General features: G+C 44.0%; 16 protein-coding genes. 10 read left to right on the top strand and 6 right to left on the bottom strand.

All coding sequences use genetic code 11. The features are described from left to right. Positions 1-90: 90 nt before the first annotated feature. The gene (locus BGL89_RS10060) at positions 91-918 is read left to right on the top strand and encodes an alpha/beta fold hydrolase (protein ID WP_286825603.1); all 828 of its coding nucleotides are present in this window, start codon (positions 91-93) and stop codon (positions 916-918) included. Here the strand turns inward: BGL89_RS10060 and BGL89_RS10055 are convergent. Then, positions 896-2,050 carry a histidine kinase gene (locus BGL89_RS10055; protein WP_286825602.1) on the bottom strand — a complete coding sequence of 385 codons (1,155 nt, stop codon included), beginning with the start codon at positions 2,048-2,050 and terminating at the stop codon, positions 896-898. The two genes, BGL89_RS10060 and BGL89_RS10055, sit on opposite strands and share 23 nt — an antisense overlap. Positions 2,051-2,197: 147 nt before the next feature. Here BGL89_RS10055 and BGL89_RS10050 point away from each other — a divergent pair, with 147 nt between their 5' ends. Further along, positions 2,198-3,787: a glycoside hydrolase family 57 protein gene (locus tag BGL89_RS10050; RefSeq protein WP_286825601.1), complete on the top strand. Its 1,590-nt coding sequence runs from the start codon at positions 2,198-2,200 to the stop codon at positions 3,785-3,787. A gap of 240 nt (positions 3,788-4,027) precedes the next feature. On the opposite strand, the gene BGL89_RS10045 is transcribed toward BGL89_RS10050, so the two are convergent. Next, entirely contained in the window at positions 4,028-5,536 is a 1,509-nt protein-coding gene (locus BGL89_RS10045) for a serine/threonine-protein kinase (RefSeq protein WP_286825600.1), read from the bottom strand. A 621-nt stretch (positions 5,537-6,157) separates the two neighbouring features. Here BGL89_RS10045 and cruF point away from each other — a divergent pair. Next, positions 6,158-7,072, top strand: coding sequence for a gamma-carotene 1'-hydroxylase CruF (cruF, locus tag BGL89_RS10040; RefSeq protein ID WP_286825599.1), 915 nt, complete (start codon positions 6,158-6,160; stop codon positions 7,070-7,072). A 1-nt stretch (position 7,073) separates the two neighbouring features. Further along, on the top strand, positions 7,074-8,261 hold the full coding sequence (gene cruG / locus BGL89_RS10035) for a 2'-O-glycosyltransferase CruG (RefSeq protein WP_286825598.1): 1,188 nt from the start codon (positions 7,074-7,076) through the stop codon (positions 8,259-8,261). Positions 8,262-8,422: 161 nt separating this feature from the next. Here cruG and BGL89_RS10030 read toward each other — a convergent pair whose 3' ends face one another. From BGL89_RS10030 to BGL89_RS10015, 4 genes are all read right to left on the bottom strand, one after another. After that, positions 8,423-8,626 (bottom strand): restriction endonuclease subunit S, encoded by a 204-nt coding sequence (locus BGL89_RS10030; RefSeq protein ID WP_286825597.1) that lies wholly within the window; start codon positions 8,624-8,626, stop codon positions 8,423-8,425. Further along, positions 8,592-9,014: a type I restriction enzyme HsdR N-terminal domain-containing protein gene (locus BGL89_RS10025; RefSeq protein WP_286825596.1), complete on the bottom strand. Its 423-nt coding sequence runs from the start codon at positions 9,012-9,014 to the stop codon at positions 8,592-8,594. Before BGL89_RS10025 ends, BGL89_RS10030 begins: the two co-directional genes overlap by 35 nt. 276 nt (positions 9,015-9,290) lie before the next feature. Continuing rightward, the gene (locus tag BGL89_RS10020; protein WP_286825595.1) at positions 9,291-10,295 is read right to left on the bottom strand and encodes a glycoside hydrolase family 10-like protein; all 1,005 of its coding nucleotides are present in this window, start codon (positions 10,293-10,295) and stop codon (positions 9,291-9,293) included. Between the two features lie 310 nt (positions 10,296-10,605). Beyond that, complete coding sequence (locus tag BGL89_RS10015) at positions 10,606-11,040, bottom strand: peroxiredoxin (protein ID WP_286825594.1); 435 nt, start codon at positions 11,038-11,040, stop codon at positions 10,606-10,608. Between the two features lie 224 nt (positions 11,041-11,264). Between BGL89_RS10015 and BGL89_RS10010 the strand changes: the two genes are divergently transcribed. From BGL89_RS10010 to BGL89_RS09985, 6 genes are all read left to right on the top strand, one after another. Continuing rightward, positions 11,265-13,061, top strand: coding sequence for an N-acetylmuramoyl-L-alanine amidase family protein (locus tag BGL89_RS10010; protein ID WP_286825593.1), 1,797 nt, complete (start codon positions 11,265-11,267; stop codon positions 13,059-13,061). Next, positions 13,025-13,291: a hypothetical protein gene (locus BGL89_RS10005; protein WP_286825592.1), complete on the top strand. Its 267-nt coding sequence runs from the start codon at positions 13,025-13,027 to the stop codon at positions 13,289-13,291. The genes BGL89_RS10010 and BGL89_RS10005 overlap by 37 nt, the downstream gene beginning before the upstream one ends. A gap of 187 nt (positions 13,292-13,478) precedes the next feature. Further along, entirely contained in the window at positions 13,479-15,575 is a 2,097-nt protein-coding gene (pta, locus tag BGL89_RS10000) for a phosphate acetyltransferase (RefSeq protein WP_286825591.1), read from the top strand. Positions 15,576-15,717: 142 nt separating this feature from the next. Further along, on the top strand, positions 15,718-16,068 hold the full coding sequence (locus BGL89_RS09995) for a PEP-CTERM sorting domain-containing protein (RefSeq protein ID WP_286825590.1): 351 nt from the start codon (positions 15,718-15,720) through the stop codon (positions 16,066-16,068). 38 nt (positions 16,069-16,106) lie between these two features. Further along, positions 16,107-16,319, top strand: coding sequence for a type II toxin-antitoxin system HicB family antitoxin (locus BGL89_RS09990; protein WP_286825589.1), 213 nt, complete (start codon positions 16,107-16,109; stop codon positions 16,317-16,319). Continuing rightward, positions 16,316-16,462: a type II toxin-antitoxin system HicA family toxin gene (locus BGL89_RS09985; RefSeq protein ID WP_286825588.1), complete on the top strand. Its 147-nt coding sequence runs from the start codon at positions 16,316-16,318 to the stop codon at positions 16,460-16,462. Before BGL89_RS09990 ends, BGL89_RS09985 begins: the two co-directional genes overlap by 4 nt. Positions 16,463-16,502 lie beyond the last annotated feature (40 nt).

The following is a 16,502-nucleotide window of genomic DNA, read 5'->3' as shown; positions in this document are numbered from 1 at the left end:
TGATAACTGATAACTGATAACTGATAACTGATAACTGATAACTGATAACTGATAACTGATAACTGATAACTGATAACTGATAACTGATCAATGTCGATCGATCTAAACGTTAACATCAAAGGTAATGGCTATCCGCTCCTCTGTCTGCACGGTCATCCCGGTTCGGCAGCCAGTATGTCTGTATTTACCGATCATTTTTGCCAACGCTGGCAAACCCTGGCCCCAGATCTGCGCGGCTACGGTAAAAGTCGTTATCGCCGCGATTTTCAGCTAGAAGAACATCTAGAGGATTTAATCGGGCTGCTCGATCGCCAAAAAATCCAGCAATGTTTAATTCTCGGTTGGTCTTTGGGGGGTATAATCGCACTGGAATTAGTATTGCGGCATCCGGAGCGCTTTCCTGGTTTAATTCTAGTGGCCTCGGCCGCGCGGCCTTGGGGTAGTCATCCTCCTATCACCACCACAGATCTGATTTTGACGGGGATTGCGGCAATTCTCAATCAGATCAAACCGGGATGGCGTTGGAATATTGATACTTTTGCTCGTCGTTCCCTGTTTCAGTACCTTTTTTCACAACATCAAGCGATCGCCTATCAATATCTCGCTCAAGATGCTGTTCCTGCCTACTTACAAACTTCTCCATTTGCCGATCGCGCTTTAAATCGGGCTTTAAAAAAAGGTTACAATTGTTTAAAATCTCTTGACAAAATTACAATTCCCTGCTTAGTTCTGGCGGGGGCAAAGGATCGCCATATTACCAGTGCTTCGAGCCAAGAAACGGCCGAAAACCTGAAACTGTCTGGGTGGAAATGTTACCCAGATACGGCGCATCTGTTCCCCTGGGAAATCCCCGACTTAGTTATAGGGGACATTGATGCTTGGTTAGCGGAGCATTTTAGCGATAAACTGGCAGGGTGAAGTGAAAACTACTGCCGTGGTCGGGGACACTATCCACCCAAATTTGACCGTAGTGGGCGCGAATAATCTTGCGACAGACCGATAAACCGATGCCATAACCTTCTTTACCCTCATCCCGTTTGAGACGCACATGACCCTCAAAAATATGCTCTTGTTTTTCTTCGGGAATGCCGGGGCCGGTATCACTGATGCTTACCTGTACTTTTTGAGTAGTACGATGGAGGACAGAAAGGGTAATTGCGCCGCCAGCGGGGGTATATTTGATCCCATTCTCCAAGAGATTAATAATCACCTGTCGGATTAACTCCTCGTCAGCATAGACGGGGGGCAGATCTTGGGGGATATCGCTTTGGAGAATTAAAGTCTTTTCCTGAAAAGTATCGGTAAATTGAGACAAAATTTCCTGACAGAGGGATTGGAGATAAAATTTACTCTGTTGGAGAGTGAATTGCGCCGCCATGCTCTTAGAAGCTTGCAGAATATCCGTAATCAAACGGTTCATAATCCGGAACTGTTTGCGGGCCTGTTGGTGCAGTTGTTCTCGTAATTGCAGACTGCGCTCCGTATCTGGTTGATGATAGGCTAATTCTAGGGTTTCCACAGCGATGGAAGCAGCGGTGAGAGGGCTGCGTAAATCGTGGGCTAACATAGCCAAAATTTGGTCTTTAAATTTTAATTGTTCTAATAATTCTTCCTTTTCTTGTTTGAGACGAAAAACCTCATCGGCGATGCGGATGAGTTCGCCCGAATGTTCCACCTCTTGAACTTGTGCATCCTCAGCGTGATGATTTTTGACCTCCTCTTTAATCGCTTTTTGCCAGCGTACCAACCATTTTTTAAACTGTTCCACCAGATTACTGCCCGCGAGGGTATGGCGGGGGACGGGGGCAATTTTGACCAAGGCGGGGGTAGCTACAAGGCGAAAATGTTCGACTAAATGAGGCTGCTGGCGAATTTCGATGATTTGTAGGTCAATCGGGTAATCAGACTTTAAAGACTGGAGATAGGACTGAATTTGACGGATAATTTCTTGAGAACTGGGACGGTCATCAACAAACAGCAAAAGTTGAATCGAGAGAGGCGACAACGTCTCTCTCCCTAAAGCAGTCAGTGGCTCGTTAGATGGGAGCATCGGAAAATTAGTAAACCTAGGGATTGACGAGATCGATCGATGATCGATCGACTTTTATCATATTCTTTATTGTAGAAGCTTAAGATAGTATAAAATCTACTCAACCTAATCTTAAAGTTTTATTCCTTAATTCTAAGAAGAAATCCTATGGCTTTTGGCTATGTTGCCCTAGTTCTCCACGCTCATCTCCCTTTCGTCCGCCATCCCGAAAGCGATTACGTCCTCGAAGAAGAATGGTTATACGAAGCAATCACAGAAACCTACATCCCTCTGCTGCAAGTTTTTGAAGGTCTCAAGCGGGACGGTATCGATTTTAAAATGACCATGAGCATGACTCCGCCTTTGGTGTCGATGCTGCGGGATCCGTTACTGCAAGAGCGTTATGAAGAACACTTAGGTAAGTTAGAAGAATTAATTGCTAAAGAAATCGACCATAATCAACACAATGGCCATATTCGCTACTTAGCCGAATATTACGCTGAATCTTTCCAAAGTATCCGACAAACTTGGGAAAAATACGATCGAGATCTGGTCAAAGCTTTTAAACAATTCCTCGACAGTAATAACCTAGAAATTATCACCTGTGGTGCGACTCACGGTTATATGCCCCTGATGAAAATGTACCCGCAAGCGGTCTGGGCGCAAATTGAGGTGGCCTGTCAACACTACGAAGAAAATTTCGGTCGTCGTCCCAAGGGCATTTGGTTGCCGGAATGTGCCTACTATGAAGGGGTAGAAAGAATGTTAGCCGATGCGGGCATTCGTTATTTCCTCGTCGATGGCCACGGTATTCTCTACGGTCGTCCTCGCCCCCGTTACGGCAGTTACGCGCCCATTTTCACAGAAACCGGGGTGGCTGCTTTCGGTCGTGACCACGAATCTTCTCAACAGGTTTGGTCTTCCCAAGTTGGTTATCCGGGGGATGTGGTCTATCGGGAATTCTATAAAGATTTGGGCTGGGAAGCGGAATACGAATATATTAAGCCCTATATCATGCCCAACGGTCAACGCAAGAATATAGGCATCAAATACCACAAAATTACTAGCCGGGACGGTGGTTTATCGGAAAAAGGGCTTTATGACCCCTACTGGGCCAAAGAAAAAGCCGCCGAACACGCGGGCAATTTTATGTATAATCGCGAGCGGCAAGTGGAGAGTTTAGCCGGAATTATGGGCCGTCCTCCCCTTGTTGTTTCTCCCTACGATGCCGAGTTATTCGGTCACTGGTGGTATGAGGGACCCTGGTTTATTGATTTTCTGTTCCGTAAGTCTTGGTATGACCAAAATATCTACCAAATGACCCATTTAGCCGATTATCTCCGGGCTAACCCCAATCAGCAGGTCTGTCGTCCTTCCCAATCCAGTTGGGGTTATAAGGGTTTCCATGAATACTGGCTGAATGAAACTAACGCTTGGATCTATCCTCACCTACACAAAGGCACGGAACGGATGATTGAATTAAGTCATCATGAAGCGGAGGATGAATTGCAGGAACGGGCTTTAAATCAGGCAGCCCGGGAGTTATTATTAGCCCAATCTTCTGACTGGGCCTTTATTATGCGAACCGGTACAATGGTTCCCTACGCTGTCCGGCGCACTCGTTCCCACCTGCTGCGGTTAAATAAAATCTATGAAGATGTGAAATCCGAGAAGATTGACTCTGGTTGGTTGCAAAAAGTCGAGGAAATCGATAATATTTTCCCCAATATTGATTATCGCGTCTATCGACCTCTGTAATCTGGGTGAATAGTATCGATAAAAAGGGAGGTTAGTTAGGGTTTGCGGCAAAAAGTTTTTCGGTGGTGGCAGGGTGTGGGGTGTGGGGTGTGGTACCTAATTTTCAGGGAAAAAGTGCCTAAATTTCCCCCCGATCACTCCCATATCCAGTACTTTTTGATTGACAAAAGGTCTAAAAGTCTTATACAACAAGGTTTTTAGATTTATTCAGCCAGCCTTAGTTAATGCCTCCCTAATTTTTTAGGGCTGCGGGGGTAATTCTGAGGCTAATTTGGCCACAATTGTGGGTTTAAGTTGCTCGAGTTTCTGTTTTAACATCCGCTTGCTAATTTGTGGGCTGCCAACCTGGGCCCATTGACTATCTATCACCCATTGCCGCAAAATTTGGCATTGATTGGGGGGAATATTAGCGGTGATCACATTTTCACAGATAAGGCCGCCTTCGAGGGAGAAAAATAAAATCCAGTATTGACCGGTTTCGGCGAGGGTTTTGGTCATTTTTTGACCTTGGCGGGTTTTTAAGTCCAAATAACAGGGCAACCAGCGCGGTCCCCATTGACGATGATAGAGGAGAGTAATCCAGAGAAGCATCGGGTGGGGTGTGGGTAAAAAGAGGAATTTATTATAACGGACACTAGCAACCCGGACGGCGATATCCTCTCGAGCCAACATTACCCATAAACTGGCAAAAACGCCGTCAGCAGCCCGGAGACAGCGTGAGAAGACAATTTTTTGGCGCGGTTTATCCTCGGGCCAACTGGACTTGAGACAGATAACCCTCGCATTAGCAGCAGAAACAATGGTTTGATTTAAATCATCAAGGGGTTTGATTTTGCTGGTGTAATCGTCGGTTTTTTTGACTATTTCATTTTTGACTAGGGGTTCAAGTCGTTCGAGACGTTGTAGTATATCTGTAACACTTTGCGGGCGATCGCCGGGTGCTTTGGCCAAGCAGCGCAGGATTAACTGTTCTAATTCTGGCGGTAATTGCAAGCTAGAATTAAAGGAACGGGGTTCGGCGTAGTGGTGAACCTCATACCAACCGCCAAAGGAGGGATTATCGGGAAAAACGGGCGTTTCTCCCGTGATCATCTCGTACATCATAATCCCAAAACTGTAGATATCGGAACGATGATCGAGTTCTTTACCTTCCATCTGTTCCGGGGAACAATAGGCTAAGGTTCCCATAAACGATTGGGTTTGGGATTCTCCCGATTGGATGAGTTTAGCGATGCCAAAATCGAGAATTTTCACCAATTCCCCTAATCCTGAGTCCTGAATCACCATAATATTGCTTGGTTTGATGTCCCGGTGAATAATCGGACACATCTCTCCTTGGAAGATAATACCCTTATGGGCGCATTCCAGGCCGAAACAAATCTGACGGGTGAGATTGAGAAAGCGCGGGAGGGGCAGCGGCTGATGTTTGATGATTTCACTCATGCTCTCCCCCTGCAAAAATTCCATGACGTAGAAGGGGACTTCCTTGTCATCTACACCATAATCACGAACTTTAACAATATGAATACTTTTTTCGCTTAAAAGTGCCGAAATAGTCGCCTCTCGCTCGAAACGCTCACGCATTCTTTTGTTGAGGAGAGTTTGCGAGAGGAATTTCACGGCGACGGTTACGCCACCTAATAGTTTATCTTCTGCTCGATATACTTGTCCCATGGCACCGCTACCGATCAACTCGACCAGTTGGTATCGATTGGCAAGTAAGCTCCGATGTCTAGATTCTGCTGACATAGCTAGGCTACCTTTTTAATTATAGTGAGTCTGGTGGAGAGAGTTTCGGTTCTTCGTTGCTTGGTTTGGTATGGTTCAATAGGGTAGCATAAATCGACTAAATCCTTATCTGGCAACAGACGTAATTGATTAGCTCGTTCTAGATAGAAAACAATTGGCAAAAATCGCCGCAATGTCTTTCTAGATCAGGGTTTCATCCCTTATAACCCCCGTCCATTACATAACACAAACCGAAGAACCAGAGTTTCTTAAAGAACCGCTGCAATTGGTGGTTGATCGAGAGGACTTAATCTTAGAATGCCCTTTTTTTCGGCTAAAAGCATGATTATTAAGATATATTTTCAGGTATTTTTAGTCATTGCCCCTTGCCTGATTAATTTTTGTGGGTTGAAAAAATGAAAAAACTCAGTATAAAGTAGCACAAAATCTCTAAATAGACCATTTTATCGATTATTATTCGTTCTTAATTACCCTGCCTACTGACTCCTAAACAGATGCTACACTGAGAATCCCTAACCCCTGTAAAACTTTTTTGCCGAAAGTGACCGATCTGGGTAATAATTCTTTAATAAAGATTTGTAAACTTGAAAATGATTATCCCTTCGCAGTGCTAGAGATTTAATGAGACGACTAATTGCGATCGAAAAAGCTCTGCTCATCGGTCATATTGTATCGATGGCTTTTGGACTAGCCGGATTGTTGCTAGTTGTGCCCCATCCCGAATTTGTGGCCAATTTACCAGATTTTGGCAAAACCTTCTTTGCTTGGTCAATGGCTGGGGGGGGTGTGGTGTATATGGTTTTAGGAATGGCAGCGGTGGCTGTTTATGCCTATCGGACTCTAGGAGTGTGGCACTGGTTAGGATTCATGGTTCCCGCTATCAGTTTATCCCTTTGTAGCGAACTATTAGGAACCAGTACCGGCTTTCCTTTCGGTCATTATCGTTATCTTTCGGGCTTAGGTTACAAAATTGCGGGTTTAGTACCCTTTACTATCCCCCTATCTTGGTTTTATCTCGGTTTTAGTGCCTATATTATCGCTCGTGTTGGTTTATCCACTCTTGCTTTACCCCAATGGCTACAAAATCTAGGAGCGATCGCTATCGGGGCGGTATTATTAACTTCATGGGATTTTGTCCTAGATCCGGCCATGAGTCAAACTACCATCCCCTTCTGGATTTGGGAACAACCGGGGGCCTTCTTTGGGATGCCCTATGAAAATTTTGCCGGTTGGTTCGGTACAGGCTGTGTTTTTATGACGGTAGCCACTTTAATCTGGCAAGCGCAACCGGTGAAACTGCCAAGTCAAGATTTAACCCTGCCTTTTGTGATGTATTTAGGTAATTTTGGCTTTGCTACGGTCATGAGTATCGGTGCTGGTATTTATCCGCCGATTTTCTTAGGATTACTCACCGGTATTCTGCCTTTAATCCTTCTCTATAATCGCGCCAAGGCTGTTGCTTCCCGACAAACAGTGCCAACAAGCGAAGTAACAACCCTAAAAATCCCCGTTGTTTCGGTGAGAGGAGCCAAATAAGTTGTTAACTGAGATCATTCTCGGTGCATTCTGCCTGGGGCTACTGCTGTCTCAGGCTGTTGCCTTTTTTATCCTTCTTTCCCGTCTGCTGAAAGGGGCGCGTCGTCGTCCTCCCCTGACTCCCCAACCTCCCACTCCAGAGATGTTAGGGACGGTAAGCGTGATTGTGCCGACGTTAAACGAAGTGGCCAGGATTGACGGTTGTTTACGGGGATTGACTCAACAGAGTTACGAAGTGCGAGAAATTCTGATTGTCGATAGCAATTCCCAAGATGGTACGCGGGAAAAAGTCAAGGAGATAGCGGCAAAAGACCCCCGCTTTCGCTTGAAAACCGATTATCCTTTGCCCCCGGATTGGGTAGGTCGTCCCTGGGCGTTACACAATGGTTTTTTGTTTAGTTCCCCTAAAAGTGACTGGATTTTGGGCATTGATGCCGATACGCAACCCCAAGCTAATTTAGTGGCTAGTTTAGTGAAAGCTGCGATCGCAGAAGGTTACGATTTAGTTTCCCTGTCGCCGCAATTTATCCTCTCCTATCCGGGGGAATGGTGGTTACAGCCGGCTTTATTGATGACTTTGCTCTATCGTTTTGATTCCGCCGGGGTGCGAGAACAAGATCCCGAAAGAGTGATGGCCAATGGTCAATGTTTTCTCTGTCGGCGGTCAGTTTTAGCGGCTTTAGACGGTTATAGCGGGGCAAAAGGTTCTTTTTGCGATGATGTCACCCTCGCCCGTCTAGCGGCAACTAAAGGCTATCAGGTGGGATTTCTCGATGGGGCGAAGTTAATTAGGGTGCGGATGTACGAAGGACTCAAGGAAACTTGGCGCGAATGGGGCAGATCTCTGGACCTCAAAGATGCCTCCTATCAGGGGCAATTATGGGGAGATTTAGCTTTATTGACCTGTACTCAGGGATTACCGATAATTATCACTCCCTTGCTTGTAACGGCTTTTAATTTCGGCTACGATTTCCTGAGTTTAAAAATTCTCCTCGCTTTAAATCTGCTGCTGTTATTGATTCGTTTTGCCCTTTTATTGGCCGTCTCTCCTAGTTACTATCGCGGCGAAAAAGTCAATCTATCTTCAGGATTATTTTGGCTATCTCCCCTAGCGGATCCGCTGGCAGTTATCCGCATTTTTATCTCTGCTTTCACCCGTCCCCAAAGTTGGCGCGGTCGAGTGTATTAAAAATATGGCTCTCTTAGGTTTGGTGGGTAAAATGTATTCTAAAATACAGTCCTGCTGGCGAGGGGGTGGAACGAACCACAAAGACACAGAGGACACAAAGATCGATCCTATGTAAGTTAAACTTATCACACAGAACCTAGAAGAGCCGATAAATTAGGCTTTTAGTCATCACCTAAAATCATGGCTTCGACTTCCTGTTTAGCTTTTTCTAGGTCGTCTTTGGCTTGTTGTTGGAGTTGTTTGGCTTGATTGCGAATAGCAGTGATATGCTCACTAATTTCAATTTGTTTTTCAAGAGGAGGGATAGGGACAAATAATTTTTGTATATCTTCAAACTGTAAACGAGGAAGCGTATTTCCTGACATCTTTAATACCGGAAGTTATCCAAACATATTTCGCTCCTTCCGCCACCGCATAACTAAAACCCTGCTCCACTGCCTGAGTAAATTCTAATTCTGAAACCTCTTGTTTTTTACATTCAACAACGATATGAGGCGATTTCTGCTCATCATCATTATAAACAATAATATCCGCTTCTTTGGTCGTTGATCCCATTGCTACAGGAACAAATAACCGAATCCGCTTTTGATCATAACCATAGGTCAAAATTAATTTTAAAAAAGTCTCAGCTTGTACCTGTTCTTCAGGATTGCTATAATTTCGCTTTTTATTTTGATTAATATATGTAATATATTTCTGCTCATCATCTAACTTAATTAAGCCTTTTTTGATTCCTTCTTGAATTAAACTCATAAGCGTCTGATGGCCGATTCATCTACTGAGATAAAAAAATCATAATATTAACAGGTTATTTCAGACAACCCAAAAAAAGTGAACTTGAGCATCTTGGGTTCTTCGTTACTTGGTATGGTTCGATAGGGGGGCATAAATCGACTAAATCAACAATTGACAAAAATCGCTAAATGCCTTTCTATATAAGGGTTACATCCCTTATAACCCCCGTCCATTGCATAACACAAACCGAAGAGCCGCATCTTGATTGTTCAAAAGCAATTACCGTTTAGCCCGTTAAAACTGAGGAATATAATTAAAAAGATAACGCATGACCACAAACTCCCAACAAAACAACGAATAGCCATAACCCTTACGCTCCACCGTCCTCACCTGAGCTTGTAAACCCTTTAAGGAAAAATCAGGATTCCAACCCGCATATAAACCCACCCCCACCGGCACATACCGGGAAGCTGTCGCCAGTCCCGAACCCGAAAGACTTGCCGCCACCTGATTGGGAGTTTTCCGATAGATCTGTAGGACCACCTCATCCACAATCCCTTGACGCACCCAAGCCAACCAATTTTGATTATATTTATTCACCGCAAAAGAGTGAGGATTAGGCGAAAGACTCACCACCAACTTGGGATTAATCGCCTTGACATGATCATGTAACTTGCGGGTTAAATTCGTTAAAGCCTGACTTTTATTACCAAAAACACGGGGAACCGCCCAATGATCATCTAACTGAATCCCCGCCAAATCTTTTTCTTTTAAAATATCTTCCATATTGCCCAAAAGATAGGCTTGCACCTGCGGATTCGCCGGATCTAACCAGACATTCGTTTCCACCACCGTCTTCCCTGCGGGCGTTTTTAATAGCCAATCCGGATGCTTTTTGGCAATGGGATCATTAGGGGATAACATCAAACCATACTCAAACCAAGCATAGGGCTTCAAACCCTGCCGTAAAGACTCCTTAACCGCCGCTCTCCAGGGATTGATCAACGGCGGCACAAACAACCAATTCGTCGGACGTTGGGCAGTCGGATAAAGCGTTCCCCCAAACCCATAAACACTAAAATATACCCGGTCATAACCCGATCGCGAAAGATGATTTAACACCTCATCTAAGGACGTAGTATGATGTAACAATATCGTGCCAATATTGGTTAACCAAACCCCCTTCATCTGCTCATTTTCCACTGCCTTTCGGGGAGCCGCTCGGTGAGTAACCAACAACAAAAAAGCCACTCCAGCAACAATCCCAAACCTCTTTAGGTACTTGCTAAACTTAACCATGATTGCCGATTAATCCCACCAAGATATTTGATAATAGTATTAAGTAGGGAGGCCAAATTATTTGTAGGATGGGTTAGCGGTAGCTTAACCCATGCAGGCGTTGGGTTTCATGCTTCAACCCAACCTACGTTCATCTTATATTTAATTCCACCCACCCACTTATTTTAGTCCGATTTTTAATATTCAGTTCATCATCAGCAAGACCTATTTAGTTATACTAAATCCGGTTATTAAAAACTGATTATCAGTGAACTGGGGTATCGGGTGTATTAGGCTCCCCTAACACACCCAGAAAAGATTTTAGGGAAAATTAACCGACTACACAGAGAATATCCGATGCGTGAGTAGCGGTATTCACTTTGTCCTCCACATGGCTAATTTTGCCTTCTCCATCGATGATATAGGTGACGCGCTTAGAATAGCCACCCCCATCGACATCATAAGCTTTGGTGATAGCACCATCGGTATCTACTAGCAATTGGAAGGGTAAACTGTATTTTTCTTTAAATTGTGCATGGGAACCCTGGTCATCCCTGCTCACCCCGAAGACTACTATTTCCTTGTCTTGGTATTGTTCGTAGTTATCCCGGAAACTTTGCGCTTGCTTGGTGCAGCCGGGGGTATCATCTTTGGGATAGAAGTATAAAACTACGACTTTACCTTGAAAATCCGACAGGGAAACGGTTTTTCCAGTATCGTCGGTGGTGTTAAAGTTCGGTGCGATTGTTCCAACGGTTAAAGCCATAACTCCGATTCCTTTACAAAAGTTAATCTATATTGATCATAAGGGATGAGGGTCAAAAACAGGGTGTAGGGTGTGGGGGGTAGGGTGTGGGGAGAGGGGAGAAGAAGCCAGAGCATTTGTACTAAAATTTCCCATCAGTTTAAATGCAGTACAACTGAGAAGACGAACAACAAACCTTTAGAATTTGTCTTAGGATAATATTTGTCAGCTAAGAGGGGGATAATATGAGGCCATTCTGGTTAAAAGTGAGAACTTTTGGGCAAAATATCTTAATCGGTTTGGGTTTAGTGCTATTAATCGGTTTTTATCACAGTATCATGGCCAAATCTGCCTCATTGATGATTGTTTATCCTCCCGATAATCATCAAACCACGGCCTCTAGAATCTTTTTTATTGGCTCTGCTCCTCCATCGGGTCAAGTTTTACTCAATAATCAACCGATTCAACGCAGTGCTAAAGGATATTTTGCCCCTAGTTTTCCCCTACAAGTTGGCGAAAATAATTTCACTATTCGCTATCAAAACCAAACTATTAATCGCCAAATAATTCGTCGAGATACTCAGGCAGTTATTCCCCAAGAATTAGCTTTTGCTGATAACTCTCTCAGTCCTTCTGTCAATAAGACGCGGTTAGTGGGGGAATGGATTTGTTTTAGCGCAATTGCTACCCCCCAAGCACAGGTTTCTGTGCAGTTAGGAGATAAAATCCTACCTCTTTTACCCCAACCTCAAACCACAAAACTGCCTAGTAATGCTGCAGTTTTAACTAATCTCAATCAAGCGAAGTCCGAGGATAAAACTGGTTACTATCGAGGTTGTCAACAGTTTCAGCAAGAGGCTAACTTAGGAAAACCTATTTTTACAGCACAATTAAATAATCGATCGATTAGCCAACAAAGTCAAGGAGAAATTAACATTATTAGCGATCAAAATTTACCCGTGATTGAAATTATAGTTGCGGAAGGGGTAGCGCGTACGGGGCCGGGTAGTGATTATTCCCGCTTAACTCCTTTACCCCAAGGCACAAAAGCGAGAGTGACTGGGAAAGAAGGGGATTGGTTACGGTTAGATTATGGTGGTTGGATTTTAGAGCGAGAAACCCGTTTAATAGTTAATGAGGTCTTGGATAATGCTAATATTCGCGGTCTCTCTTCTCGAAGTATCAATCAAGCAACAGAAATTATTTTTCCCCTCTCCCATCCTGTACCGATCGCCGTGGCACAAGAAGATGATAAATTTATTTTGACCCTTTATAATACCATTGCCCAAACCGATACAATTTTTCTAGTGGATAATCCTTTAGTTAGACGTTTAGATTGGCGACAAATTAACCCGACCACGATAGAATACACTTTTAATCTTAATCAAAAACAACAGTGGGGTTATAGTCTTCGTTACCAAGGAACAAATTTAATCTTAACCCTGCGTCATCCTCCGGGAAAAAGTGCTAATTTACAGGGCAAAGTTATTTTATTAGATCCCGGACACGGAGGTAAAGAAACCGGTGCAGTCGGTTCGACGGGTTACACAGAAAAAGAGATTAATTTGCTTATGTCTAAATTAATTAAACGGGAGTTAGAAAAATTGGGGGCAACAGTTTATTTAACCAGAGAAACGGACATCGACTTATCCCTACCGGCACGAGTAGAGATGATTAATAATCTGCAACCAACCCTAGTGCTATCGGTTCACTATAATGCTTTACCCGATGATGGAGATGCCTTAAATACTCAAGGAATTGGCATATTTTGGTATCATCCCCAGGCAGCGGATTTATCGGTTTTTCTCCACGATTATTTAACCAAAAATCTTAACCGTCCTTCCTATGGAGTATTTTGGAATAATTTAGCTTTAACTCGTCCCTATAGTAGTCCTTCATTGTTATTAGAGTTAGGATTTATGAGTAATCCTCAAGAATTTGAATGGATTACCGATACTCAGGCACAAAAACAATTAGCGCAAGTTTTAGCCGCCGGAATTAGCCAATGGTTTCAACAATCTGGGGTAATTGCTTCCAGTTAAGATTTAATGGCAATCCGAGGGAGATAAGCTTAAATCTTTGTGAAAAATCAAGCCCTAGCTGGAAAGCCAGTGATAGGATTTTCTGGAGTTTTTATTTTAGTCTGAGGAAATTAAATCAAGTTCATGGAAAAAATGTTACCAGTGAACAGCAATCGGACAAAATAACTGCTAGATTACAAGGTATAGTCCATCGCTCTCTAGTAGATATTCAAACAGCGATCGCTCTGTGAAAAAAGTCTCTGGATGAGCAAACAAATAAAGATAGTTTACCTGAAAATTTGCCAACAGTTCACACCCTTATAGACAACTTAATCGCTGCCCCCCTTATTAAGGGGGGATTAAGGGGGGATCAATTGCCCACCTCAAGGTTGGGGTGGTCCAATTAAATCCCACTCCTGTTATTATTCTCCTCTACCCATGACTAACTCTTTATATATCAGCACGACGGCAACGGGAAGCGGTAAAGCGTTAGTAGCTTTAGGAATTATTGACTTAATTCTCCGCAAAACTAATAAAGTTGCCTTTTTCCAGCCAATTGTTCTCGACTGTTCCCAAGGTCATCGGGACGAAGACATTGACTTAATCCTCAATTATTTTAAATTAGAACAAACCTACGAAGAAGCCTTCGGTTTATGTTACGAAGAAGTTAAGGATTTATTGGTACAACAAAAATTTGATGAAATCATCGAAAGAATTATCAAAAAGTTTAAAAACTTAGAAAAAAAATATGATTTTATCCTCTGTGAAGGTTCCGATTATCTGCAAGAAAATTCCGCCTTTGAATTTGAACTAAATACAGAAATCGCCAAAAATCTCGGCCATCCCATCTTAATATTAGGTAATGCCCACCATCGCAGTATCGAAGATGCCCTTAGTCCGATCCTGATTTCCTGCGACACCTACCAAGATAAAGGTTGTACGGTGATTGGGATTATTATCAATCAAGCTGAAGAGGAAAAAATAGACGAATTACGGAAAAGCCTGACTAAAATTTTTCCCCCCCAAGAATATGCCCTAGGAGTGATTCCCCACAATGCCAAACTTAGCAGCCCGCGAGTGGCAGAAATCGCCCAACAATTACAGGCAAAAGTTCTCTACGGACAGCACAGATTAGATGGTTTAGCTAGTAACTTTCTGGTGGTGGCCATGCAGATGCAAAATGCCCTAGAGTGGATAAAAGAAGATAGTTTAATTATCACCCCTTGGGATCGCGGCGATGTGATTATTGGGATGTTACAGGCCCACCAATCGGCCAATTATCCCCAATTAGCAGGTATAGTCTTAACAGCAGGTCATAGTCTCAATCCTTCGATCGCCCGTTTAATTGATGGTTTGCCCGATCCCTTACCGATTCTCTCCGTCACCACCGATACCTACACCACGGCCGAACGCATCCACCAAGTGCGGACCACCCTGACCCCGACGGACTACGATAAAATTAACCTCAGTCTGCAGCTTTTTCACAATAACATCAATCTCGATCGCCTAGAAGCGCAAATTCGCACTTTGCGGACCCAGGGGATTACTCCGAAGATGTTCACCTATAATCTCGTACAACAGGCCAAAGCGCAAAAACGTCACATCGTTTTGGCCGAGGGGACTGAACCGCGCATCCTCCAGGCAGCCACAGTTTTAATCGAACAGGATATCGTCGATTTAACCCTCTTGGGACAACCGGACGAGATCGCAATGGTGATTAAAAAACATGGTATCACTCTCGATCTCGATCGCCTGCAAATTATTCACCCCGTGGATAGTCCCCATTTTGAAAGCTATGTGCAGACCCTCTACGAAGCGAGAAAAGCCAAGGGAATGAATCTGGATCTGGCCCGGGATTATGCACAGGATGTCTCCTATTTTGGCACTTTAATGGTGTATCGAGGCGATGCTGATGGTATGGTATCGGGGGCAGTGCATACAACTCAACACACGATTCGGCCTGCACTCCAGATTATCAAAACTAAGCCCGATTGTGCGATCGTCTCCTCGGTCTTTTTCATGTGTTTAGAGGATCGAGTCTTGGTCTATGGGGATTGTGCGGTCAATCCCGACCCCAGTGCCGAGGAATTAGCCGAAATCGCCCTATCTTCTGCCGAAACCGCCCAAAAATTCGGAATTGAGCCGCGAATCGCCCTGCTTTCCTATTCTTCGGGTCAATCGGGCCAGGGAGAAGACGTGGAAAAAGTACGACAAGCGACCAAAATCGCTAGGGAAAAACGCCCCGATTTGAAGCTAGAAGGGCCAATTCAGTACGATGCAGCCGTGGATAAGGAAGTAGCCGCCCAAAAAATGCCAGGGTCAGAGGTGGCGGGCCAAGCGACGGTGTTTATTTTTCCTGACCTGAATACAGGTAATAATACTTATAAAGCCGTGCAGCGGGAAACGAAAGCTTTAGCCATTGGTCCAATCCTACAGGGATTAAAAAAACCAGTCAATGATCTCAGTCGCGGTTGTACCGTTCCCGATATTATCAATACGGTGGTAATCACGGCCATTCAATCCCAATCTTTTTGAGTTATCGTCATTTCATACTAAATCCGTTGAGTATAGGCTACTTATAAGGACAGGCACTCATGCAAAAGGGGGAATAAATAATCAGTTTTTAATAACCAGATTTAGTATTGTTTGAACGTCCCTCTCCATTGAAAGTTCAAGTATGAACATTGCCGCCAATTTCAGTGGTTCTGGTCTTACTCTCGCGCCAGGAACTTACTGGGCAGACTACCAACTAACGGGGCTGTCACCGACAGGCGGTATAAATGGTTTTACTCCTTTTCTAATGACAACTTCAGGGGGCAATCCCGTAACTCTAACTGGAAATGCACGGCAGTTTAACCCCACGGCTGCCCCAAATGCTTGGATTACCATCAGCACTGGTACTCCGGCTCAAGGGGTTTCTCTTCCCTTAACCGTAACAGGACAGAAAGTTCCCGAACCTAGTACCGTTCTAGGATTGGGACTGTTAGGCTTGGGTGCATTGGTTCTTAAAGCCAAAGCCAGACAGTGATAATTGACTTCCAATCAATTCAAAGCAAGGACAAACCCATGAAATATCGCGTCTTAATTGAGCAAGATGAAGATGGCATTTATGTGGCTGAAGTTCCCTCCCTACCCGGCTGTATTTCTCAAGGCAATACCCGGGAAGAGTTACTCGCCAACATTCAGGAAGCAATTGCTTTATATCTAGAAAGCCTAGAAGCGCACAATGAACCGATTCCACCACCAGTTTCTGAGGAACTGGTAGAGGTTGAATTATGAGTGAACTTCCTCCTATCGCTGGTCGCCAAGTGGTTAAAGCACTGGGCAAGATTGGCTACGAATTAGATCGGCAGCGAGGAAGTCATCGAAAATTTGGGTCTGAAACCCCGTCGTTCTACGACGGCTTTACTGTTAAATACTAGCGCATTTACACGATATATGCTAGAATGTGAGACATGGAAA

This window comes from Microcystis sp. LSC13-02, from assembly GCA_002282935.1.
Taxonomy (GTDB): domain Bacteria; phylum Cyanobacteriota; class Cyanobacteriia; order Cyanobacteriales; family Microcystaceae; genus Microcystis.
This window is presented reverse-complemented; position numbering and strand designations above follow the sequence as displayed.

Bases quoted from the DNA above. Each gene is read 5' to 3' on its own strand.
- BGL89_RS10060 (WP_286825603.1), top strand. From the start codon at position 91: ATGTCGATCGATCTAAACGTTAACATCAAAGGTAATGGCTATCCGCTC.
- BGL89_RS10055 (WP_286825602.1), bottom strand. From the start codon at position 2,050: ATGCTCCCATCTAACGAGCCACTGACTGCTTTAGGGAGAGAGACGTTG.
- BGL89_RS10050 (WP_286825601.1), top strand. From the start codon at position 2,198: ATGGCTTTTGGCTATGTTGCCCTAGTTCTCCACGCTCATCTCCCTTTC.
- BGL89_RS10045 (WP_286825600.1), bottom strand. From the start codon at position 5,536: ATGTCAGCAGAATCTAGACATCGGAGCTTACTTGCCAATCGATACCAA.
- cruF (WP_286825599.1), top strand. From the start codon at position 6,158: ATGAGACGACTAATTGCGATCGAAAAAGCTCTGCTCATCGGTCATATT.
- BGL89_RS10030 (WP_286825597.1), bottom strand. From the start codon at position 8,626: ATGTCAGGAAATACGCTTCCTCGTTTACAGTTTGAAGATATACAAAAA.
- BGL89_RS10025 (WP_286825596.1), bottom strand. From the start codon at position 9,014: ATGAGTTTAATTCAAGAAGGAATCAAAAAAGGCTTAATTAAGTTAGAT.
- BGL89_RS10020 (WP_286825595.1), bottom strand. From the start codon at position 10,295: ATGGTTAAGTTTAGCAAGTACCTAAAGAGGTTTGGGATTGTTGCTGGA.
- BGL89_RS10015 (WP_286825594.1), bottom strand. From the start codon at position 11,040: ATGGCTTTAACCGTTGGAACAATCGCACCGAACTTTAACACCACCGAC.
- BGL89_RS10010 (WP_286825593.1), top strand. From the start codon at position 11,265: ATGAGGCCATTCTGGTTAAAAGTGAGAACTTTTGGGCAAAATATCTTA.
- BGL89_RS10005 (WP_286825592.1), top strand. From the start codon at position 13,025: ATGGTTTCAACAATCTGGGGTAATTGCTTCCAGTTAAGATTTAATGGC.
- pta (WP_286825591.1), top strand. From the start codon at position 13,479: ATGACTAACTCTTTATATATCAGCACGACGGCAACGGGAAGCGGTAAA.
- BGL89_RS09995 (WP_286825590.1), top strand. From the start codon at position 15,718: ATGAACATTGCCGCCAATTTCAGTGGTTCTGGTCTTACTCTCGCGCCA.
- BGL89_RS09990 (WP_286825589.1), top strand. From the start codon at position 16,107: ATGAAATATCGCGTCTTAATTGAGCAAGATGAAGATGGCATTTATGTG.
- BGL89_RS09985 (WP_286825588.1), top strand. From the start codon at position 16,316: ATGAGTGAACTTCCTCCTATCGCTGGTCGCCAAGTGGTTAAAGCACTG.